The sequence below is a fragment of the Shewanella sp. FeAMO genome, from assembly GCF_053653955.1.
The window spans coordinates 4,104,836-4,125,155 of sequence record NZ_CM132201.1 but is presented as its reverse complement, the minus strand read 5'-3'; the positions used below and the strand labels follow the sequence as shown (position 1 = coordinate 4,125,155).

The window sequence follows — 20,320 nt, the reverse complement described above, 5'->3', positions numbered from 1 at the left end:
GGTTATAGAAACAAAGAGTGCAGCGCTAAGGCTTTAGCTGGCTTCGTCGAAACGGGCGTTGATCAGGGCGCAGATAGCGTCCATCGCGGGTTCGGCATCCGGGCCTTCGGCGATGAGGCGAATACTCTTGCCTTGACCGGTTTCCAGCATCAAGAGCCCAAGCACACTGGCGGCCGAGGCTTTTTTCTCGCCTTGGATCAGGGTGATATCGGCTTCGAACTCGCTGGCCAGCACCGCCAGCTTAGTGGCGGCGCGGGCATGCAGGCCCAGCTTATTGACTATGGTGACTTCCCGCTCAACCTTTGCCATTATTCAGCTCCCGGTGACGGGCCTGTACCTTGTGTTTGCTGTTGCCAAAACGCTTGGCGAGCTGCTCAGCGACATAGACAGATCTATGCTGGCCGCCGGTGCAGCCTATGGCTATGGTGAGGTAACTGCGGTTGTTGCGTTCCAGGTGCGGCAGCCAGGTTTCCAACAGATTTTCTATCTGCCAGATAAACTTGTTCACCAGTGGCTGGCGGCTGAGAAACTCCTGCACAGCTTCATCCAGCCCGGTCAGTGGCCTGAGCGCCGGCTCCCAGTGAGGGTTGGGCAGAAAGCGCACATCAAACATGAAGTCGGCTTCCTGAGGCATACCATGCTTAAAGCCGAACGACTCGAAGTTGATCACCAGCTCTTTATCGACACTGCCAAGCAGAATTTCCCGCACTGTGTCACTGAGTTCATAGATGTTCAGCGCCGAGGTGTCTATGTAGTGATCCACCAGTTTCGACATGGGTTCCAGCAGCTTGCCTTCGAGCTTGATGGCATCCTGTAGTGAGACTTTGCTCTTGGACAGGGGGTGCAGTCTGCGGGTTTCGCTGTAGCGCTTCAGAAGCACTTTATCAGAGGCGTTGAGGAAGAAGCTGGTCAGTTGGGTGTTTTCCGGCAAGGCCGCCAACTGTTGTTCCAGCACCTTTTCCTGATCCGGCATATTGCGCACATCTATGCTGATGGCGACCAGATCATTGCTGCCACGGAGGTTTTCCAACAGGCTGCCAATCATGGGCAGGGGGAGATTATCCACACAGTAGTAACCCAGGTCTTCGAGTACCCTGAGGGCAACGGATTTTCCGGAACCGGAGCGGCCTGAGACTATGGCGAGTTTCATCCTGTGATCACCTGATAGAGTTCTGTTTCGTCGCTGGATTTTCGCAACTGCTTGAGTATCGCCTTATCGCTGAGCTTTTCAGCCATGGCGGATAGGGTACTCAGGTGTTGCTGACATTGATCTGCGGGCACCAGGAGGGCGAACAGTATGTCCACCGGCTGGTTGTCTATGGCATCGAAGGCGATAGGCTCTTCGCATTTGACCAGCACGGCAATCGGCTCTGTAATGTCCGGTAGTCTGCCATGCGGAATCGCAATACCATTACCTATACCTGTGCTCCCCATCTTTTCGCGGGCCAAAAGGCTTTCAAAAATCGCTTGAGAGGAAAGGGTGGGGTACTGGGCGCTAGCGAGATCGCTAATCAGCTCCAGTACCTTTTTCTTACTGCCCGGAGTGGCACAGGTAGTGCACTCCGGCCGCAGGATGGTACTCAGTTCCATCGTTAGTGTTTTGTCAGCTTTTCTTTGTGTTTAATGACCTGACGATCCAATTTATCAATCAGAACGTCGATGGCGGCATACATGTCGGCATGTTCAGAAGTTGCATAGACTTCGCCGCCTGTGAGGTGGATCTTGGCTTCGGCTATCTGTTGCAGTTTTTGTACATTGAGCACAACGTGCACATTATTGATCTGTTCGAAATGGCGTTCAAGTTTAGAAAACTTACTTTCCACGTAGTCACGCAGTGAGTCGGTGATCTCGATATGATGTCCTGTCAGGTTGATTTGCATAGAAAGATTCCTCCAATTTCCAACTGTGGATTTATAAACTCTTACGCTGGTTCGACGGTGGTATCATCATAGCCTCGCGATACTTGGCTATGGTGCGTCTTGCAACGTTGATTCCCTGTTCTGCCAGAAGTTGCGCCATCTTGCTGTCGCTCAAAGGCTTCTTCTGGTTTTCCGCTGCCACGAGCTTCTTGATAAAAGCCCTGATCGCCGTGGAAGAGCATTCTCCGCCATCTTCGGTGCCGACATGGCTGGAGAAGAAGTACTTCAATTCAAATATTCCCCTGGGGGTATGCATATACTTTTGAGTGGTGACCCTGGAGATGGTCGATTCATGCATCTCGACCGCTTCGGCAATATCGTTGAGCACCATGGGTTTCATGGCCTCTTCACCATATTCAAAAAATCCCTGCTGGAACTGCACTATACAGTTGGCCACCTTGAGCAGGGTGTCGTTGCGGCTCTCCAGGCTCTTGATAAACCATTTGGCTTCCTGAAGATGACCTCGAATAAACTGGCTGTCTGATTGACTGCGGGCGCTACGAGCCATAGCCGCATACTGCTGATTGATCCCGAGTTTGGGCATACAGTCCGGGTTGAGTTCTACTACCCAGCGGCCGTTTTTCTTCCAGACACTGACATCAGGGATCACATATTCCTCGTCCATCGGCTGCACCAGCAAGCCGGGGCGGGGATTGAGGCTCTGAATCAGGTTGATGGCGTCACGCAGCTGATCTTCCTTGAGCTTGGTCTTGCGCATCAGGGTGCGGAAATCACGGGCGGCAATGAGATCCAGATGTTCGTCAATCAACAAGCGGGCGTCGGCCAGATGCGGGGTGTCTGCGTTGAACTGTTGCAACTGGATCAGCAGGCATTCGCGCAGATCTCTGGAGGCGATGCCGACAGGATCGAAGTGCTGGATCCGCTTGAGTACTGCCTCGACTTCATCGAGCTCAATCTCAGGGTTGCCCATGGCTTCGAGGATCTCCTCTGTGCTCTGGGTCAGATAGCCCTGCTCGTCGATGGCATCAATAATGGCGGTGGCAATGGCGTCGTCGGTATCGGAAAACGGGGTCAGGTTCTTCTGCCATTCCAGATGTTCATAGAGACCTTCGCTGGTTTCACCCTGGAAGGGCATATCATCTTCACGGCCCATGGCCGGCCCGGAGGCGCTGGCGGCGGTAAAGACTTCGTCCCAGGTGGTATCCATAGGTAATTCATCCGGCATAGACTCATTGTTCAATGCCTCTGAGGTTTCTACCGTGGAACCATCTTCCTGCTTGGCGCTCAACTCGCCGGCGTCGTTTTCCTTGTGGTTGTCGTCGATAGCGTCATCCTGGTTGTCCTCGGCCATTTCCAACAGAGGGTTGGCTTCCAAGGCTTCCTGGATTTCCTGCTGCAGCTCAAGGGACGACAGTTGCAGCAGGCGAATAGCCTGTTGCAACTGAGGTGTCATGGTCAACTGTTGACCCAGTTTGAGCTGGAGTGACGCTTTCATTATACCGCTAATCCCTACTCGTTATTTTTCAAGGAAAAAATTCAATAATAACAAACTATAATACCCGGAATTGCCACCGGATGACATGATCCTAACTATAGCCTGAATTGTTCGCCTAAGTACACAGCGCGCACTTGCTGGTTGTCCAAGATTTCAGCGGGTGTGCCCTCGGCGATCAACTGCCCATGGCTGACTATGTAGGCTCGCTCACAAACGTCGAGTGTTTCGCGAACATTGTGGTCTGTGATCAGCACCCCCAAACCGCGGGACTTAAGCTGTTCGATGATTTTCTTGATATCGATAACTGAGATGGGATCCACACCGGCGAACGGCTCATCCAGCAGAATGAACTGTGGATTGGCGGCCAATGCCCGGGCGATTTCCACTCGGCGGCGTTCTCCGCCGGAGAGGGACATCCCCAGGCTGTCACGTATGTGGGTAATATGGAATTCTTCCAGCAACTGTTCGAGTTGTTCCTCGCGCTCGTCGCTGTTGAGTTCTTTGCGGGTTTGCAGCACGGCCATGATGTTGTCATGCACCGACAGCTTGCGGAAAATACTGGCTTCCTGTGGCAGGTAGCCTATGCCTTTACGGGCACGCAGGTGCATGGGATCCAGGGTCAGCTCGTCGTCGTCAATGAAGATACGGCCCTTGTCACTCTGTACCAACCCAACCACCATATAGAAGGTGGTGGTCTTGCCTGCCCCGTTGGGGCCCAGCAGCCCCACGATTTGGCCGGTATTGACCGACAGGCTGACGTCTTTGACGACGTTGCGTTTCTTGTAACTCTTTGCCAGATTCTGTGCCGTCAGGGTGCTGGTCATTGCGGCTCCTGCTGCTGTTCTTTCTTATTGAGATCCTGATAGTTTTCCGGCTGGATAACAGTGGTTACCCTGTCTTGGCCTTTGCCGCTGCTTTCCGCTTCCAGCTGCTGCTTGTTGATGTCGTAGACTATCTTCTCTGCGGTCACTTCGCTGCCGTCTTGTTCTACTTTGGCCTGGCCCAGCAGGGTCATGATACGACTGTCTATGTTGTAGTGGATCTCTTTGGCCTTGGCACTGGCCAGACGGCCGTCTTCCAGTTTCTGGGTATAGGTAGCGGGTGAGCCCTTGGCCACCAGGATCCGCTCGCCACTCTTGTCTTCTGTGTAAGCCGTGAGTTCATCGGCCAGCAGTTTTAAACTGCCCTGGGTGACTGTGACAGGCCCGCCGTATACCACACGCTTGTTTTTGATATCGGCAAACTGATTAGCGGCGCTGATCTCTACTTTTTGCAGCAGATCTTCTTCAATGGCCACTGCCGACAGGCTTGTGATGCACAAGAGGGCACCGATAAAAAGCTTACTTGGTTTCATAGGTTCCTTTCACCTGACTGGTCAGCTTCACTTGCTGAGCATTGAGATCGGCGTACAGGCCGGATCCCTTGATATTAAAGTCTTTGCCTTCGATCAGGATCTCGCGATCTGAGGTCATGATCATGGTGTCCAGATCCAGCTCCACATAACTGGTTTTCAGGCTCTGGATCGGTTCATTGGGGCTAATGGCGTCGATGATAACATTATTTTCAAGTACCACTCGGTTACTCTTGCGATTGAGCCTGCCCTCGTTGGCAGACAGGCGCCACTGTGCCTCGCCCTTGTCCGGATAGACCAGATAAACCGGTTGGTTGAAGAAGGTCTTTTCACTGGCTTCATAATGTTCCATGTGCGCCGCGGCGACCCTACTGGCGACATTGCCCTGCTCATCAAAGTTGACCGAGCGCAGGTCATCGGCGACAAAGTCAGGCCTAACCACATCCACAGGCGCCTCACTCTGTTGAGCGTTGCGCTTGTTCTGCACCTGCCAGTAAAGGATAAGTGCAGTGGAGAAAAACAAAATAATGGCCAGGGTGACCCTATTCATATACTCATTCCGTGGGCATTTTCAAATTTGTCCTGACTGAGCAGGATAAGATCCGCCAGCTCCCGGAGCGCCCCATGGCCGCCGGCAATCTGAGTGACCATGTGGCAGTGTTGCCTTACCCAAGGATGGCCATCGGCCACGCAAACCGCCAGCCCAACTTGCTTCATCACCGGCAAGTCGACAATGTCGTCACCTATATAGGCCACTTGTTCAGGCTCGAGGTCATAATGCTTAAGCAGCGCCTCATAGGGCTCCAGCTTGTTGTCTATGCCTTGATAAATCTTGTCTACCCCCAGGGCTGTCATGCGGTTTTCGACTATCTGGGACTTGCGGCCGGTGATCACCGCCACCTGAATGCCGCAGGACAGCAGCGAGCGCACCCCATAGCCATCGCGGGTATGGAAGGCCTTCAGCTCTTCGCCGCTGTTGCTCATATAGATGCGGCCATCGGAGAAGACACCGTCGACATCACAGATAAGCAGTTTGATTTTGGCGGCTCTTTGCCAGTTATCTTCGCTTATGGGCCCGTAGAAACCTTGATGACTCATCAGATAACCCCCGCCTTGACCATATCCAGCATATTGAGTGCTCCAATCGGCTCATTGGCGCCATTGATGACAATAAGACCATTGATGTCATTCTCGTCCATCACCTTCAGCGCCTGCGCCGCGAGGATATTGTCACCACTGGTGATGCAATCACGGGTCATGACGTCGCTGATTTTTGTGGTACGCAGGTTGACTCCGGCGTCTATGACACGTCTCAAATCACCATCGGTGAAGATACCCACGAGTTGTTTCTGTTGATTGACCACGGCGGTCATGCCCAGGCCCTTCTTGGAGATCTCATACAGGGCGTCGGTGATACAGATATCTTCTGTGACCAGCGGCAGCTCTTCGCCTTTGTGCATCACATCGCTGACCTTGAGCAGCAGCTTGCGCCCTAAAGCGCCGCCGGGATGCGACAGGGCAAAGTCATCTTTGGTAAAGCCCTTGGCCTGCAACAGGGCGACCGCCAGGGCGTCTCCCATCACCAGAGTGGCCGTGGTGCTGGAGGTGGGCGCCAGACCCAGCGGGCAGGCTTCTTCCGGCACCTTGATGCACAGATGCAGCTGCGCCAGCTTGGCCATGGTGGATTCGGGCTTACCTGTCATGGAGATCATAGGGATCCCCTGGCGCTTGATGACGGGCATCAGGGTCAGAATTTCGCTGGACTCGCCCGAGTTGGAGATAGCCAATACGATATCGTTTTCACTCAACACCCCCAGGTCGCCGTGGCTGGCTTCGCCCGGGTGAACGAAGAATGCCGGGGTGCCCGTGCTGGCGAGGGTGGCAGAAATCTTGTTGCCTATATGGCCCGATTTCCCCATCCCCATCACTATCACCTTGCCGCTGCAGTCGAGGATCAGTTCGCAGGCTTGGGCGAACTCGGGGGAATCAACAAACTGGTACAGGTTATCCAGTGCTTGTTTCTCGATATCTATTACTCTGCGGCCCCATTGGCGCAGTTGCTTAGCTTCTGCCATAGTTGTCTCTCGTCTTTTTGCCCTTCATCGCTAGTGGGATTGAAACAGGCTGTATTGATAGCCGATGAAGCTTATCAGTAGTAAGGCACCGTGCCAGCGTTTGAGTTCACGTTGTTTGCCTGTGCTCAGCACCAGGAGTGCCAGGGCACAACTGGTGCCCAGAACCATATAAAAGTCGCGTCCGGCCGCCGCGGCATCGATTACGCCCGGGGCGATAAGGCCGGGTATTGCCAGTACCGCCAGTATGTTGAACAGGTTGGAGCCGACAATATTGCCTATGGCCAGGTCGTCCTCTTTCTTGAGCACACCGGCCACACAGGCCGCCAGTTCCGGCAGGCTGGTGCCTACGGCAATGATGGTTAGACCGATAACCAGATCAGACAGTCCAAAAGACTTGGCGATGCCTACGGCACCGTCCACCATCCAATCCGCCGACAGCGGCAAGAGTACCAAGCCTATTATCAACCATAGTACCGCCTTGGCGGTGGGCACATCTTTGGGGATCTCGGCATCGGCTTCGTCGGCGAGTGGGTCCTTGTTCTTATTGGTCAGCGCATGCCAGATAAGATAGCCCATCAGGCCGAAGAACAGCGCCAATAAAATAACCCCTTCGCTGCGGCTAAGATACTCATCGTGCAGGAAGTAGCCCGCCAGCACTGTGGCACCCAGCATCATGGGGATCTCCCGCTTCAGGGTCTTGGAGCTGACGGCAATAGCCCCGAGCAGGGCGGTCAACCCCAGGATCAAGCTGACATTGGCGACATTGGAGCCCAGCACATTACCCACGGCCGTATCCGGCATGCCGGCCATGGAGGCGCTGGCGGCGACGAACATCTCTGGGGCCGAACTGCCCATGGCCACTATGGTCAGTCCTATCAACATGGGGGGTAACCCCAGGTTACGGGCAAAAGCCCCGGCGCCATAAACGAATTTATCGGCACTCCAGACCAGGACGGACAAGCCGGCGAGCAGCAAGAAAATATTGAATAACATGCAGTAAACAAAGCTACGGATTCTGGCGTGCATTTTCGCCGTATTTGCTACAAATTGAAAGTATCACGGCGCGATACTATTGATTCAGTTGTGCGCTTATCCTCAATTGCGTACAATTTATCGCTTATCTTTGGCTTGGCCATACGGGTTACCGGGCGCCATTCAGCGTCAATTCAGTAAGCCTGCGGCAGTATCAAGCCTTATAACGGCGGGCCTTATGTGCCATGGCAGCTACAGCTGCGCCGTAACTTGAATTCCACTAGACAAGGTCTCCATTTCATTTTGATGCCGGAATCCAGCAAGCAGCAAAATCCTTCTCCCCTGGTCGAGGTCAACAATCTCGGCTTCAGTCGTGGTTCGAGGGTGATTTATGAGCAGATAAGCCTCACGATTCCCAGGGGTAAAGTTACTGCCATCATGGGGCCCAGCGGCATAGGCAAGACCACGCTGCTGAAGCTCATTGGTGGGCAGTTGACTCCGGATCACGGCCAGGTGCTGTTCGATGGTCAGGACATTCATAAGCTGAGCCGCCACGAGCTGTTTGAAGCTCGTAAGCGGATGAGCATGTTGTTCCAGAGCGGCGCCCTGTTCACCGACATGAATGTGTTCGATAACGTGGCCTTTGCACTCAGGGAGCACTCAGGGCTGCCGGAAGCTATTATCCGCCGCATAGTGTTAATGAAGCTTGAAGCCGTAGGACTTCGCGGCGCGGCGCAGTTGATGCCAAGCGAACTTTCCGGCGGAATGCAGCGCCGGGCTGCCTTGGCCCGCGCCATAGCACTCGAGCCGGAAATGGTGCTGTATGACGAGCCCTTTGCCGGTCAGGATCCCATCTCCATGGGGGTGCTGGTGAAGCTGATTAAAGAGTTGTCCGATGCTTTGAACCTCACCTCTGTGGTGGTTTCCCACGATGTCAGTGAAGTGCTGAGTATTGCCGACTATGTGTATGTGATCGCCGATAAGCGCATCATAGCCCAAGGTTCACCGGCCGAGCTTAAGCAGGCCGACAATCCACAGCTAAGGCAGTTTATCGACGGTATGCCGGACGGCCCTGTGCCTTTCCACTATCCGGCGCAGGATTATCAGAAGGAGTTGCTCGGTGAGCTTGACTGATTCGATAGCCAATCTTGGCCGCAATGCGCTGAGTCTGGTGACAGGGCTCGGCAAGGCGGGGGTGATGCTTTGGGGCGCCCTGATACAGCTGCCACGGCCACGCAAAGGCTTGCCACTGCTGATAAAACAGGTTTACGTCGTCGGCGTGCAGTCCATGGTGATCATTTTGGTTTCCGGACTGTTTATCGGCATGGTGCTGGCGCTGCAGGGCTACAACATTCTGGTGGACTTTGGCACCGAAGAGAGCCTGGGCCCCATGGTAGCGTTGAGCTTGCTCAGGGAGCTTGGCCCCGTGGTCACAGCCCTGCTGTTTGCCGGCCGCGCCGGTTCGGCCCTGACCGCTGAACTGGGGTTGATGAAATCCACAGAGCAGCTCTCCAGTTTGGAGATGATGGCGATAGATCCGCTGCGGCAGGTGATTGCGCCGCGCTTCTGGGCCGGGGTGATCAGCATGCCGTTGTTGGCCTTGATGTTTACCACTGTGGGTATCTATGGCGGTTATCTGGTCGGGGTCGAATGGAAAGGCATAGACAATGGCGCCTTCTGGTCGATTCTGCAGGCCGCGGTGGAGTGGCGGCAGGACATAGTCAACTGCCTGATTAAAAGTTTTGTTTTTGCCATAGTGGTGACCTGGATAGCTCTCTATCGTGGTTATCAGGTGGTGCCTAATCCGGAAGGGATTAGCCGCGCGACCACCCAGACTGTGGTGCAGTCCAGCCTGGCAGTATTGGCGCTGGACTTCTTATTGACGGCGCTGATGTTTGCCCGCTGATTTTGGCGCCGGCGCATAATGGATGATTAACTCTGGTGACTCTATGTTGACACGAAAAATTGAATTTATGGTGGGACTCTTCCTATTGGCGGGTCTGGCAGCTTTTCTGCTGCTGGTATACAAGGTGGCCAATGTGGAGGTGCAGTCCTCTAACAATACTTATACTCTGACGGCCAAGTTCAGTAATATTGGCGGCCTTAAAGTACGCTCACCGGTAAAGGTTGGCGGCGTGGTTGTCGGCCGGGTCAGTAAGATCACCCTGGATCCCAAGCAGATGGTGCCAGTGGTGACTCTGACCATGGACAAGCGTTACGACCAGTTTCCCGAAACCAGCAGCCTGGCTATCTTGACCTCTGGCTTGCTGGGTGAGCAGTTCCTCGGCCTGACACCAGGGTTTATGGATGACGATATCGCGATTTTGCAAGATGGTGATCGCATCGATGATACCCGTTCGGCGCTGGTGCTGGAGGATCTGATCGGACAGTTTTTATATAGCATGGGTTCAAAGGACAACTAGGAGCACTGAGATGTTTAAAGGGATAATCCGTAATCTGTTGGCCGTCGCCTGTCTGGCGTCTGCAACTGTGGCACAGGCGGCCGATATCGATACCAGCAACCCTTATATCATGGTGGAGCAGGTTGCCGACAAGACATTCGATCGTTTCCATCAGGACAAGAGCATCATCGACAGCAATCCGGATCACCTCAAGGTGATTGTTCAAGAGGAGCTGATGCCTTATGTGGATTACAAGTACGCGGCTTACAAGGTGATGGGCCAATATCTGCAGCAAACCACCAAAGAGCAGCGTGATGCCTTTGTTGATGCTTTTGAGGGCTACCTGGTTTCCACCTATGCCCAGGCTTTTACCGAGTACACCAATCAGAAAGTGGAATTTGGCCGCGCCATCGACTTCAGCCAGGAAAAGATAGTCGAGGTGAATGTACAGATCATTGAAGCGGGTCGTCCGCCCATCAAGTTACAGTTCAAGGCGCGTCGTTTGAAGGACGATACCTGGAAGGCCTTCGACCTGGTTGCTGAAGGTGTCAGCCTGCTGGCCTCCAAGCAATCGGAAGTCACTACACTCATTCGTCAAAAGGGTATAGATGCCGTGATTGAGATGCTTAAAGAGCGCACTCAGGCTCACGTGGATCCCAATGGCCCTAAAGGCAAGGATGCGCTATGAAGCTGGAGCCACAGGGCGATAGCTGCAAATTGAGCGGGCGTTTGACTCAAGAAGAGGTCGCCCGCTTGTGGAAGACACGCAAGACACTGCTGCCGGACGATGTGCGCCGGTTAGAACTCAGCGAGCTGACATACTCGGACAGTGCCGGCATGGCGTTTCTAATGGAGCTTGTCAGTCTCAGAAAGGGGGAGCTGACCCTGGCTTCTCCCTCGCCACAGGTGCGTAAGTTGATCGCCCTGTATGATTTGGATGCCTTCTTTACCACAGAGGGCCAAACTAGGTAAGTTTCCAATGGATACCAAAGAGATAGAACAAATATTAAAGGATTCACTCTCGTTGACGGAAGTCTATGTCAGCGCCGAAGGCAGCCATTTCAAGATAGTGGCCGTGGGTGAATGTTTCGATGGCATGAGCCGTATCAAGCAGCAGCAGGCCATCTATGCGCCCCTGATGGACAAGATCACCAGTGGTGAGATGCATGCGCTCAGTATCAAGACTTTTACGCCTACCCAGTGGCAGCGTGAAAAAATCTTCAACATGCCAGCCTAGAGTATCAATGTGGATAAACTGAAAATTCAGGCAAGCGGTGCGCTTGCCGGTAACGTGGTGATCTCCGGCGCCAAGAATGCTGCCCTGCCTATCCTGATGGCCGGGGTGCTGGCCGAGTCGGAGTTTCTGGTTTCCAATGTGCCCAACCTGAGGGACGTCAGTACCAGCTGTAAGCTGCTGCGCTGTCTCGGCGCAGACGTCACCGAACTGGGGCAGGGCCAGATACGTATCGATGCCAGCGGTATCAATGAGTTTTGCGCCCCTTATGATCTGGTGAAAACCATGCGCGCCTCAATTCTGATCCTGGGGCCCTTGCTGGCACGTTTCGGTAAGGCGGATGTGTCTTTGCCGGGTGGCTGCGCCATAGGTGCCCGGCCGGTGAACCTGCACCTGCATGGCCTCGAACTGATGGGCGCCAAGATAGAAGTCGATGAAGGCTATATCAAGGCACGGGTCGATGGTCGCCTCAAGGGCGCGCATATCTTTATGGATATGGTCAGTGTTGGTGCCACAGAGAATCTGCTGATGGCCGCGGCCTTGGCCGACGGTGAAACCGTGATTGAAAACGCCGCCCGCGAACCCGAAGTGGTGGACCTGGCCAAGTGTCTTATCGCCATGGGGGCCAAGATTGAGGGCGCCGGAACGGCCACCATACGGATTCAGGGGGTGGAGAAGCTCAATGGTTGCCGTTATCGGGTGATGCCGGACAGAATTGAGACTGGCTCGTTTCTGGTGGCTGCAGCCGTGACCCGTGGCCGGATCCGTTGTCTGGATGCCGATCCCGGCTCGCTGGAGGCTGTGTTGGCCAAGCTGGAAGATGCCGGCGCCGAAATCCTTACCGGCAGCGACTGGATAGCCCTGGATATGAAGGGCAAGCGTCCCAAGTCAGTCAATATCAAGACTCTGCCTTACCCCGGTTTCCCGACTGATATGCAGGCGCAGTTCTGTGTGCTCAATGCACTGGCAGAAGGCACAGGCACTATCACGGAAACCATCTTTGAGAACCGCTTTATGCATGTGCCCGAGTTGAATCGTATGGGCGCCAATATGGAGCTGGAAGGCAATACCTGTATCATTCACGGTATTGAGCAGCTCAATGGTGCTCAGGTGATGGCGACCGATCTGCGGGCGTCGGCCAGTTTGGTGATTGCCGGACTGATGGCCGAAGGCACCACGGTGGTGGACCGTATCTATCATCTGGATCGGGGCTATGAGCATATCGAAGATAAGTTCAAGGGCCTAGGCGGTTCGGTAGAGCGTATCTCCTAACCCGATTGCTCGGTGAGTAAAAACCACCATGAGGGTAATGCCGATCAGTTAAGACAGATAGCTTGAGGATCTAACTGAAAGGATCAAAATCCGATGACTCCATGTCATCGGATTTTTTTATGCAACTTTCAGAAACTTTGGCGCGTACTCATATCAATCGTCTTACCTAGCGCTGTCACGCAAGCGGCTGGGCTCTGATGCTGTTCAATATGTTTGTAAGTGAAGTGGCAGGATCTGGCATGAGAGAGCAGAACACCTACATTGGCGTGGACTCAACTTCTATGGGGCGATGGTATCGTGTGACGATAGAGCTGATCGCTCAAACGGGACTGAGTTCCCTTCCCGTGATCTATTATTTGGAACAGTTATTTAGGTGCTTCTTCAGATGTATCAAATGAGAATGCCACAATGCTGGTGTTTATCCTCCCTTCCTCGTCCAGGCGTATGAGGGCTTCAAGTAATTCAATAGAGAAGAATGTTTTCGTCATTCCTATCGGTTTGAATACATGTCTTTTACTTTCGGGAAGTTTGTTGATTTTTTCAGCCGATAAGAAAAACCGGGTGGTAGCGTTGGTTATTTTGATGCTGTTTTCGGTATCGACGGCATCCACCAAGTTGTCTACTGCCAGTATATAACGATCGGTTAAAACACCTGTGCCGGCGCAGGTTAACTTGGAGGGATAGACTTCGATCCCGTAAGGGTCAAAGCTCATTATTAATTCGGCTATCTCCTTGGTAACATTAAAAGCGCCCCCTCTGATTAAGTCCAACGCTTCAATATCGAGGATGTCAGTGTCCTGCCATACAATCTCATTCAGACAACTTGTTGGGATAAAATCATTGTCATCATAAAGTGACGACCGAATATCGACCGCACTAAATAGTGATTCCCCTTCATTAATGTCTTCGTTTATATAGGCTACTTGCATTCTCAATTCTCTATATTTCTGGGGCAAAAAAGCCACCTCGTGAGGTGGCTTGGGGAGTATAAACCGGCGTTAGCCCATACGTTTAAGCTTTTCCTTCAACTCTGGGATGGCGCGAGTAAAACCGTCGATATGGTCGGTCAGGCGTGACAGCAGTTTACGCTTACGCTCTTGGTTACGCCGCCCGTAGAGCAGGGTCCAAACTAGCAGTACTGCACTGACCATGATAAACACCACCAGGGTCAGGTTGTGTCTAAAGAAGGAGGTGCTGTAGATGGGATCCAGCAGCGGGAAGTAGAGCATATCGAACAGCGGATACCAGATATGATCCGGGCCCCAGAAGTTGAAGACCAAGGCGGCAATCGCCAACAAGATCCAGGTGCCTGCGCCGTTGAGCTTGCCGTATTGCTGGAAAGATGTGTTGTTATAACGTTTGCTCTTGGTCAGGTTATAGGCGTACTCACGGTTATAGTCATCAACGCCCAATTTGGCCCTTGAACTGGCGTAAATCATCCAATCGCCCACATCCAGATCCCCCAACAGATCTTCGCCGAAGCGCATCTCCCGCACTTCACCATCGGCCAGTTGCAGCAAGACTTCGCCATCAACGTTGGAGCTGCGGCTGCGATGGCTGCTGGTTTCAGTGTCTGTGGTGCTGTGGGAGAATCTGTTACCCACATAATGGTCTGTGGTGGTGGTTTTAGTGGTGGTGACCGTGAAGTCATCGACACTGGCGCTGGCACTTCTGTCGAGCACTTTGCCCATGATACAGGAGACGCTGACTTCACCCTTTTCATCGCCGGCCAAGACATGCTTGTGCAGATAGGGCTCACGGTAACTCAGGCTGTATTGCCGCATCATGGCCTCTTCCTCATCGCGGACGCTGAGGCTGTTGGCGGCCGTTGCCGGTGCTTGCTGCTGCGAGCTGCCACACTGAACACAGTAGCCGTGCTCGCCGTCGATGCGACTCTGGCATTTGAAGCAGAAAATATCCGAATCTTTTCTCGGCCGCTGGGCGATATGGTAGCCCAGCGCTTCTTGGGTGACAGACAACAGGCGTTTCATCGCCAGTTGCAGCGCCTCGTAGCGGCGCAGTTCCCTGGTGTGTTTCTTCTGGTTGCGTTGACGCTCCAGAATGAAACACACCACAGACAGAACCACGGCCACCCCGATAGCGATTTCTGTGGGTTGTTTGGCACCAAAGTACAGCAACAAGGCACTGGCAATCCCCAGCAGCAGCCACCAGAAGGCGCTGGATTGGCTACCCGGCTCATAGTCGGGCACTATGGTGGAGCGTTGACCGTCGGCTTCATGACTGATAGCGGCCGGAGCCATATGGTTATGGCTGACCAGGCGTTTGGCGTCTTTACCTTCGATGCGGTAATTCAGGGTGTAGTCTGTCGGATAAAACAAGGTCAGCACATCGCCGCGGCGAAGCTGGTCGTAGAACTTGTTCTCGGCATTGACACTGACCCGCTCTATGTTGCCGTCCTTGTCTTCCAGCTCAAGCCACCAGTAGCTGTAGGTGAGGTTATTGCCACTGTCTACCCGGCGCCGCTTGTAGAGGAAACTGGAGTTGACCCGGCCGGTGAACGTCCTGGCGCCGGAATAGTGGGGTTTAAGATCTTTTAGGATCTCAGGGGCGACATCCTCAATATTCTTCAGTTTGGGCTGCTCAGGCAGGGACTCTCCGCAGTGACCGCAGAAGTTTTCCTTGGCATAAATGGGTTGATTGCAATGGTGCATTCAGTTTCCTTGTCAATTGGGTAAAAGACGGATTGTCAGTGTTTGTTCGCCGCCATTCAGGCTGTGCCATTTGCGGTAGGTCTGATAACCGGGGGCGCTTACCTGCACATCGTAGTTGCCCGGTTTAAGCCGGATCCCCGAGTGATACTTGGGGCCGATGTTCATGATCCTGATATTTGCATTGTTCACATTGGTTTCGACCTTGAGGCGTGTCTCGGTCGGTGCCAGCTCGCTGGCCTTGAGTGGCGCTGGAGTGCTCTTGTGCAGCAAGTCTATCTTGGCCAGTGAATGCGCCAGCGGCGAGAAGGCCTGATAGATACCCGTGTGTTGCTCAAAGCTCAGCCCCAAAGGATGCAGCAGCGGCTGGGCGTGCAGTGTCCAGCGCAGGGCGTAGGCAAAGCCGATATTGCCGGACTGTTCCACCTTGGTGAGGAAGTAGTTCACCGGGCTGGTATCATCCTGGGTGTAGCGGTTTTGCACCAAAAGCACCGGCAAGGTCAGCAGTAACAGGGGCGGCAACAGCTTGGCGGTCAATGCCAGCCAGCGGCGTTTGCCGGACTTGGCACTTTCAGTGGCATTCTCATTTATGCCGGTACTGTCTTCGCTGGCACTTGCTTGACTCGCGCCGGGGCGGAACAGCTGCAGCGTCTTCAGCGGCAGCTTGATAAAGGTCATACAGATCAAAAACAGGCTGAGTGACATGGAGATGGGCGGAATAATCACAGATCGCAGCGCCTGCTTGCCTTGCTCGGCATAGCGTCCGCCATCGGCAAATTCACGTTCGGATTCGGCCAACATCTGCAGGTAACTCTGGGTACGCTTCTGGATGTTGGGATCCAGCACATGGCGTTTGAAGTTGGCCTGGTTCCAGTCGGCGCGGACGTTCGGCACATAGAGATCGCCCATGCGAGCGGCTATCTTGCGTTGGATCTGCGGATGCAACTGGAAGGCGTTCCAACTTAAGTTGATGGGCAAGTCCAAACCGCGTTTACGCATCTCGCTCTGCCAGCGGGCATCGGCTTCGGCCTTAACCGTCTTGGCCACGCTTTGACTAAACAGCGGACGATTGCTGATATGCCAGCTGTCCGGCAGTTTCAGCCCCTTGGCCTTGAGGGCCCGGCGCAGTTTCACCTGAGTCACAGGATGCACCCTGAAGTCGGCCAGTGACGCTATGTTGAACGGATAGCCGGTTTCCTTTTCAAACATTGCCTGGAATTTGGGATGGGCCAAGAACAGACGCTGGTAATGATCCGGATCGTCTGTGTACTTATAGCGTTTGTCCTTAAGACCGCCATCGCCACCTGTAGCCAGGCTCAGCGCCTGCATGGCGGTGCCGACACCGGCGGTCATCACCCCGAAAAGGGCGCTGGACAGCAGGTTTTCACCTGTGCTGATGTCTTCGACTATCAACCAGTAGTTGGGATCTATGTAGCCGAGCCCCGCCTTGGAGATCATTGTCTTGTAGCGGGCGTTTTCCCGCTCTATACATTGATAGCGACGTTCTTTTTGGGACGACTTCTTGTAGCGTTCCTGGCAGCGGTTGGTGTCTTCATGGTAGGCGAAGATCTTGGGGCCGTATTCCTGGGCCCTGGCACCGGCCTTGGCCACATGGGCCTTTTGCGCCTGTTGATACTTGCCCCATCCCTGATTGACCTCCTGCTCTATGTTTTGCCAGTAACCCATCTCCCGCTCCGGGATCCCGGCCAGGGTCTGGTTGTAGCGGTTGGAGCCTTCGGCATAACTGCGATAGCTGGCCGACAGCTCATCATAGAGTTGACCAAAGTCGTGATAGTGCTGGTCAAAGTCGCGATAGGCCCGCTTTTGCACGAAGTTGTGAATGATCTTCTGCTTGTAATCATCCAGGTTGTCGGTGAGGTTGTGGTCGGCATAGGCCAGGCCGCCGAACAGGGCCAGAAAGGTCAGGTTTTCAGAGCTGTGCAGCTCTTTGGGGTCGTAGTTGAGACCTTCGACTTCGACCGCATTAACCGCCAGGGCATCACGCAGCGCCGCGCTGTAGGCCGCGTATTGACGCTGTTCCGGGGTAGAGGGTTCAATCAGCCATTGCTCTATCAGGTATTTTTGGCCGAAAAACACGCTGGGCCAGACACACAAGGTGAGCAGCAACAGGGTCAGGCTGCCTCTCAGGCCGGTTTTGAACAGCCGCGCTGGCAAGAGATCGGCCAGCAGCAGGGTCACACCTATCCCGGAAATGGTGCGGCCGTATATCTCCAGGTGTTCGAGTTGCTCAGGCTTGGGGGTGCCCAAGCCCACCAAAGAAACCAGTTGGGCGTTGAAGATGGCCTCTGGGATCAGATAGGCAGCGCTCAGCAGCAGGAAAAATACTCGCCAGGACAGTTTTTTCATCCTTGGTTCCTCACTGCTGCTCGCTGCGGCGCAGCTCTATTTTCACTGCATCATCGGCGGTGAGATCTACTTGGGTCTGGTTTTCTCTGGGGCCGGCCTGGGTTTTCATGATCACAGGGACAAAGCCGCCGCCAGACTCGGACGCCTTGCCTTTATTGGCCACAGCGCCTGTCTTGAAGGACTTCAGTTTGCCATCCACCGCCGGATACAGGCCGTTGGGCCAGTAGGTTTCCAGCAAAGAGAGCTTGGAGAGATCCAGGTCCTTGGGCAGCGTGGCCAGCTTGCGGGTCAGCTCAGTGCTGCCATGATAGGGCAGCATGGGCGGCAGGGCGAAGCGGCTGCAAAAGCCATAGAGACTGTCGTCGATAATCACAGAGTCGGGCAGTTGACTGCGCTTGAGTCCCAGCAGGCTCTGTTCGTGGTAATCATGACCATTGATGGTATAGCTGGCCACAGGAATGCCGCGGTTATGGGCCACTGATTTGAACCCAGAGGCGTTTTGCCGATAGTGGCGTATGTCCAGGGCGATACCGAAGTTGGACTTGAGCGCCTTTTTCAGCTTATTGAGTCCGGCCGAGGAGTCGTAGCGCTTTTCCCGGTAGCGGCGGTTGGCGTAACCCTGAATATCTTCCAGCATGGATTGATTACGCAAAAAGATGGGGTCTTGACCTGCGCCGCGTTTCATATCGGCCGCCAGTTTGTTCATCGAGGCCTTGGCCGGGCTCTGGATAAAGGACAGGAATACAGCGTCGTTTATCTGCCTAATTTTTTTGAGGTTTTCCAGCTCCAGACTGCTGTAGAAGTAGCGCCCCTGGCCTATGATACTGAAGGCCAGATAGTCGAGCATTTCCAGATCCTGGCTGCCGGCGCGACTCTTGATCTCAATATTCAGCTTCTGTCCGCTATGGGCATAGCGACTGAACACCTGCGCCAGTTGGCGAAAGTTGGGCGGTACCGTATCTGTGAGGGCGCCGGTTTGCATGTCCCGCTGGCGCAGATAGCCCCACTCTTTCTCATAGCGAATCGACTCTATCTTGCGGCGCTTATTGTCTATGGTGCCGGTTTCACGTCCGGTGCGGCCATCGTGATGAATGACCCAGACATCATCCCGGGTCAGTCGCACGTCGATTTCAATCACATCAAACTGGTTATCCAGGGCATCAATGACGGCTTCCAGCGAGTTTTCCGGAAAACGTATCGAGCCTCTGTGGGCCTGAAGCTCCAGGTTGCTGCACTGCCTGGCCCCCAGATAATTGATGTTATCCAGTGGTGACAAAGTAAAGCCTCTGGCGTTGAAGGCTTGTTCCAATGCCAGTTTCTGCGGATCTACGGGTTGAGGTTCTGGGGCGGATGGGGTGCTTTTACAGCCGCCAAGCAGGCCGAAACAGCAAAATATCAGGACGAAAAAGAGACGCACAGGGGTTCCTTGGTGCTCTATAAGTATTTATAAATTAAGGGTATTAAAATTAATTATTTACCGTCGGTCAACCTGTAATGCCAATGTTTAACAAGTTTTACTTGTGCTGTCTCAAAACTGAACATTGGCTGACTTTTAATTGGTCAAATCGTCCGCTTTTTTGCGGACGCAGAACCTGGGATGCGCGTTTTACTCACAACTTGCTTGAGGTATGCTTGAAGCACAATTGTGAATAACCAAGGAAACCAGGTGAACCGACTGATACTCTGCCTGCTTTGCAGTTTGGCTCTGAGCCCTGCTGCCCAGGCCAAGTCGCCCGACAAAGCGGTCAATAAAAGCGTTAGCGCCAGGCCGGCCATGCGTATAGTGGCGCTCTCTCCCCATGCGGTGGAGATGCTGTTTGCCATTGGCGCGGGTGAACAGATAGTGGCCACCACAGACTATGCCGATTTCCCCGAGGCCGCCAAGGCCATTCCCCGCATAGGCGGCTACTACGGCATACAGATAGAAAGAGTGATAGAGCTGAATCCGGATCTGGTGGTGGTCTGGGATACGGGCAACCGCAGCGAAGATATCGAACAGTTGACCAAGCTTGGGTATCGCATTTACGGCAGTGACCCCAAGACCCTGGAAGGCATTGCCGAAGAGCTGGAACAGCTAGGGCGCCTCACCGGCCACAGACAGCAGGCCGGGGAAGTGGCTGCCGACTACCGGCAACAATTGGCAACTTTGCGCCGGGACAATGCCGCCAAGCCGGAGATCAAGGTGTTCTATCAACTCTGGTCCGAGCCTTTGATGACAGTGGCCCAGGACAGTTGGATCCAGCAGTTGTTGGAAGTCTGCCATGGCAACAATGTCTTTAAGGACAGCAGTTCACCCTATCCTCAGGTAAGTATGGAAAATGTGCTTCTCAGTCAACCCGAGGTGATCATCAAGACGGATGAAAAGGGCGATGGCAAGCGGTTGGACTGGAGCCAATGGCAGGAGATCCCTGCAGTGAAAATGGAACAAATCTACACACTTAACGCCGATCTCCTGCACCGGGCGACCCCAAGGGCGCTGGAAGGTGTTGAGGCCATCTGCAAGGTGCTCGACAAGGCCCGCGAAGGGCAGCGGCTATGACAATCATCATCCCGGCTTCGGCGCCAGTCTGGTAATCCTGCTGCAAGCGTTTTAAGCCCCCCTC

At 54.0% G+C, this 20,320-nt stretch carries 23 protein-coding genes; 8 read left to right on the top strand and 15 right to left on the bottom strand.

Annotated features, from left to right (window positions below):
* Positions 1-33: 33 nt before the first annotated feature.
* From ACWAU4_RS18560 to ACWAU4_RS18510, 11 genes are all read right to left on the bottom strand, one after another.
* Positions 34-309, bottom strand: a complete 276-nt coding sequence (locus tag ACWAU4_RS18560) for an HPr family phosphocarrier protein (RefSeq protein WP_025011760.1) — start codon at positions 307-309, stop codon at positions 34-36.
* Positions 296-1,150 (bottom strand): RNase adapter RapZ, encoded by an 855-nt coding sequence (rapZ, locus tag ACWAU4_RS18555; protein ID WP_208165914.1) that lies wholly within the window; start codon positions 1,148-1,150, stop codon positions 296-298. Before rapZ ends, ACWAU4_RS18560 begins: the two co-directional genes overlap by 14 nt.
* Positions 1,147-1,590 (bottom strand): PTS IIA-like nitrogen regulatory protein PtsN, encoded by a 444-nt coding sequence (gene ptsN / locus ACWAU4_RS18550; RefSeq protein WP_025011762.1) that lies wholly within the window; start codon positions 1,588-1,590, stop codon positions 1,147-1,149. Before ptsN ends, rapZ begins: the two co-directional genes overlap by 4 nt.
* 2 nt (positions 1,591-1,592) lie before the next feature.
* Complete coding sequence (gene hpf, locus ACWAU4_RS18545; RefSeq protein WP_025011763.1) at positions 1,593-1,880, bottom strand: ribosome hibernation promoting factor; 288 nt, start codon at positions 1,878-1,880, stop codon at positions 1,593-1,595.
* A 31-nt stretch (positions 1,881-1,911) separates the two neighbouring features.
* Positions 1,912-3,375: an RNA polymerase factor sigma-54 gene (locus ACWAU4_RS18540; RefSeq protein WP_062793919.1), complete on the bottom strand. Its 1,464-nt coding sequence runs from the start codon at positions 3,373-3,375 to the stop codon at positions 1,912-1,914.
* Between the two features lie 95 nt (positions 3,376-3,470).
* On the bottom strand, positions 3,471-4,199 hold the full coding sequence (lptB, locus tag ACWAU4_RS18535) for an LPS export ABC transporter ATP-binding protein (RefSeq protein WP_025011764.1): 729 nt from the start codon (positions 4,197-4,199) through the stop codon (positions 3,471-3,473).
* On the bottom strand, positions 4,196-4,729 hold the full coding sequence (gene lptA, locus ACWAU4_RS18530) for a lipopolysaccharide transport periplasmic protein LptA (RefSeq protein WP_028779518.1): 534 nt from the start codon (positions 4,727-4,729) through the stop codon (positions 4,196-4,198). Before lptA ends, lptB begins: the two co-directional genes overlap by 4 nt.
* Positions 4,716-5,276, bottom strand: a complete 561-nt coding sequence (gene lptC, locus ACWAU4_RS18525) for an LPS export ABC transporter periplasmic protein LptC (RefSeq protein WP_025011766.1) — start codon at positions 5,274-5,276, stop codon at positions 4,716-4,718. The genes lptA and lptC overlap by 14 nt, the downstream gene beginning before the upstream one ends.
* Positions 5,273-5,824 carry a 3-deoxy-manno-octulosonate-8-phosphatase KdsC gene (kdsC, locus tag ACWAU4_RS18520; protein WP_025011767.1) on the bottom strand — a complete coding sequence of 184 codons (552 nt, stop codon included), beginning with the start codon at positions 5,822-5,824 and terminating at the stop codon, positions 5,273-5,275. The genes lptC and kdsC overlap by 4 nt, the downstream gene beginning before the upstream one ends.
* Entirely contained in the window at positions 5,824-6,801 is a 978-nt protein-coding gene (locus ACWAU4_RS18515) for a KpsF/GutQ family sugar-phosphate isomerase (protein ID WP_345872289.1), read from the bottom strand. Before ACWAU4_RS18515 ends, kdsC begins: the two co-directional genes overlap by 1 nt.
* A 30-nt stretch (positions 6,802-6,831) precedes the next feature.
* Positions 6,832-7,794: a calcium/sodium antiporter gene (locus tag ACWAU4_RS18510; protein ID WP_025011769.1), complete on the bottom strand. Its 963-nt coding sequence runs from the start codon at positions 7,792-7,794 to the stop codon at positions 6,832-6,834.
* A 285-nt stretch (positions 7,795-8,079) separates the two neighbouring features.
* On the opposite strand from ACWAU4_RS18510, the gene mlaF reads away from it, so the two are divergent.
* From mlaF to murA, 7 genes are read left to right on the top strand one after another with little or no spacing between them, the layout of a single operon-like run.
* Positions 8,080-8,907 carry a phospholipid ABC transporter ATP-binding protein MlaF gene (gene mlaF, locus ACWAU4_RS18505; protein WP_413734417.1) on the top strand — a complete coding sequence of 276 codons (828 nt, stop codon included), beginning with the start codon at positions 8,080-8,082 and terminating at the stop codon, positions 8,905-8,907.
* Complete coding sequence (gene mlaE / locus ACWAU4_RS18500; RefSeq protein WP_345855924.1) at positions 8,894-9,679, top strand: lipid asymmetry maintenance ABC transporter permease subunit MlaE; 786 nt, start codon at positions 8,894-8,896, stop codon at positions 9,677-9,679. Before mlaF ends, mlaE begins: the two co-directional genes overlap by 14 nt.
* Before the next feature lie 43 nt (positions 9,680-9,722).
* The gene (mlaD, locus tag ACWAU4_RS18495) at positions 9,723-10,196 is read left to right on the top strand and encodes an outer membrane lipid asymmetry maintenance protein MlaD (protein WP_025888614.1); all 474 of its coding nucleotides are present in this window, start codon (positions 9,723-9,725) and stop codon (positions 10,194-10,196) included.
* A gap of 10 nt (positions 10,197-10,206) precedes the next feature.
* Complete coding sequence (locus ACWAU4_RS18490; RefSeq protein WP_025011771.1) at positions 10,207-10,863, top strand: MlaC/ttg2D family ABC transporter substrate-binding protein; 657 nt, start codon at positions 10,207-10,209, stop codon at positions 10,861-10,863.
* Positions 10,860-11,147, top strand: a complete 288-nt coding sequence (locus ACWAU4_RS18485; protein ID WP_028779512.1) for an STAS domain-containing protein — start codon at positions 10,860-10,862, stop codon at positions 11,145-11,147. Before ACWAU4_RS18490 ends, ACWAU4_RS18485 begins: the two co-directional genes overlap by 4 nt.
* A gap of 7 nt (positions 11,148-11,154) precedes the next feature.
* The gene (locus ACWAU4_RS18480) at positions 11,155-11,412 is read left to right on the top strand and encodes a BolA family protein (RefSeq protein WP_025012084.1); all 258 of its coding nucleotides are present in this window, start codon (positions 11,155-11,157) and stop codon (positions 11,410-11,412) included.
* A gap of 9 nt (positions 11,413-11,421) precedes the next feature.
* Complete coding sequence (gene murA, locus ACWAU4_RS18475) at positions 11,422-12,681, top strand: UDP-N-acetylglucosamine 1-carboxyvinyltransferase (protein ID WP_028779511.1); 1,260 nt, start codon at positions 11,422-11,424, stop codon at positions 12,679-12,681.
* Positions 12,682-13,046: 365 nt separating this feature from the next.
* Here murA and ACWAU4_RS18470 read toward each other — a convergent pair whose 3' ends face one another.
* The 4 genes from ACWAU4_RS18470 to ACWAU4_RS18455 form a co-directional block, all read right to left on the bottom strand.
* Positions 13,047-13,610, bottom strand: coding sequence for an imm11 family protein (locus ACWAU4_RS18470; RefSeq protein ID WP_144215950.1), 564 nt, complete (start codon positions 13,608-13,610; stop codon positions 13,047-13,049).
* 69 nt (positions 13,611-13,679) lie between these two features.
* Positions 13,680-15,353: a hypothetical protein gene (locus ACWAU4_RS18465; protein WP_144191512.1), complete on the bottom strand. Its 1,674-nt coding sequence runs from the start codon at positions 15,351-15,353 to the stop codon at positions 13,680-13,682.
* A gap of 12 nt (positions 15,354-15,365) precedes the next feature.
* Entirely contained in the window at positions 15,366-17,717 is a 2,352-nt protein-coding gene (locus ACWAU4_RS18460; protein ID WP_208125092.1) for a PEGA domain-containing protein, read from the bottom strand.
* 10 nt (positions 17,718-17,727) lie between these two features.
* Positions 17,728-19,134, bottom strand: a complete 1,407-nt coding sequence (locus ACWAU4_RS18455) for a glycerophosphodiester phosphodiesterase (protein ID WP_232785977.1) — start codon at positions 19,132-19,134, stop codon at positions 17,728-17,730.
* A 357-nt stretch (positions 19,135-19,491) separates the two neighbouring features.
* On the opposite strand from ACWAU4_RS18455, the gene ACWAU4_RS18450 reads away from it, so the two are divergent.
* A complete protein-coding gene (locus ACWAU4_RS18450) occupies positions 19,492-20,256 on the top strand; it encodes a cobalamin-binding protein (protein ID WP_101096216.1) in 765 nt (254 codons plus the stop codon).
* The last annotated feature ends 64 nt before the right edge of the window (positions 20,257-20,320 follow it).

Bases quoted from the DNA above. Each gene is read 5' to 3' on its own strand.
- ACWAU4_RS18560 (WP_025011760.1), bottom strand. From the start codon at position 309: ATGGCAAAGGTTGAGCGGGAAGTCACCATAGTCAATAAGCTGGGCCTG.
- rapZ (WP_208165914.1), bottom strand. From the start codon at position 1,150: ATGAAACTCGCCATAGTCTCAGGCCGCTCCGGTTCCGGAAAATCCGTT.
- ptsN (WP_025011762.1), bottom strand. From the start codon at position 1,590: ATGGAACTGAGTACCATCCTGCGGCCGGAGTGCACTACCTGTGCCACT.
- hpf (WP_025011763.1), bottom strand. From the start codon at position 1,880: ATGCAAATCAACCTGACAGGACATCATATCGAGATCACCGACTCACTG.
- ACWAU4_RS18540 (WP_062793919.1), bottom strand. From the start codon at position 3,375: ATGAAAGCGTCACTCCAGCTCAAACTGGGTCAACAGTTGACCATGACA.
- lptB (WP_025011764.1), bottom strand. From the start codon at position 4,199: ATGACCAGCACCCTGACGGCACAGAATCTGGCAAAGAGTTACAAGAAA.
- lptA (WP_028779518.1), bottom strand. From the start codon at position 4,729: ATGAAACCAAGTAAGCTTTTTATCGGTGCCCTCTTGTGCATCACAAGC.
- lptC (WP_025011766.1), bottom strand. From the start codon at position 5,276: ATGAATAGGGTCACCCTGGCCATTATTTTGTTTTTCTCCACTGCACTT.
- kdsC (WP_025011767.1), bottom strand. From the start codon at position 5,824: ATGAGTCATCAAGGTTTCTACGGGCCCATAAGCGAAGATAACTGGCAA.
- ACWAU4_RS18515 (WP_345872289.1), bottom strand. From the start codon at position 6,801: ATGGCAGAAGCTAAGCAACTGCGCCAATGGGGCCGCAGAGTAATAGAT.
- ACWAU4_RS18510 (WP_025011769.1), bottom strand. From the start codon at position 7,794: ATGTTATTCAATATTTTCTTGCTGCTCGCCGGCTTGTCCGTCCTGGTC.
- mlaF (WP_413734417.1), top strand. From the start codon at position 8,080: ATGCCGGAATCCAGCAAGCAGCAAAATCCTTCTCCCCTGGTCGAGGTC.
- mlaD (WP_025888614.1), top strand. From the start codon at position 9,723: ATGTTGACACGAAAAATTGAATTTATGGTGGGACTCTTCCTATTGGCG.
- ACWAU4_RS18490 (WP_025011771.1), top strand. From the start codon at position 10,207: ATGTTTAAAGGGATAATCCGTAATCTGTTGGCCGTCGCCTGTCTGGCG.
- ACWAU4_RS18485 (WP_028779512.1), top strand. From the start codon at position 10,860: ATGAAGCTGGAGCCACAGGGCGATAGCTGCAAATTGAGCGGGCGTTTG.
- ACWAU4_RS18480 (WP_025012084.1), top strand. From the start codon at position 11,155: ATGGATACCAAAGAGATAGAACAAATATTAAAGGATTCACTCTCGTTG.
- ACWAU4_RS18470 (WP_144215950.1), bottom strand. From the start codon at position 13,610: ATGCAAGTAGCCTATATAAACGAAGACATTAATGAAGGGGAATCACTA.
- ACWAU4_RS18465 (WP_144191512.1), bottom strand. From the start codon at position 15,353: ATGCACCATTGCAATCAACCCATTTATGCCAAGGAAAACTTCTGCGGT.
- ACWAU4_RS18460 (WP_208125092.1), bottom strand. From the start codon at position 17,717: ATGAAAAAACTGTCCTGGCGAGTATTTTTCCTGCTGCTGAGCGCTGCC.
- ACWAU4_RS18450 (WP_101096216.1), top strand. From the start codon at position 19,492: ATGCGTATAGTGGCGCTCTCTCCCCATGCGGTGGAGATGCTGTTTGCC.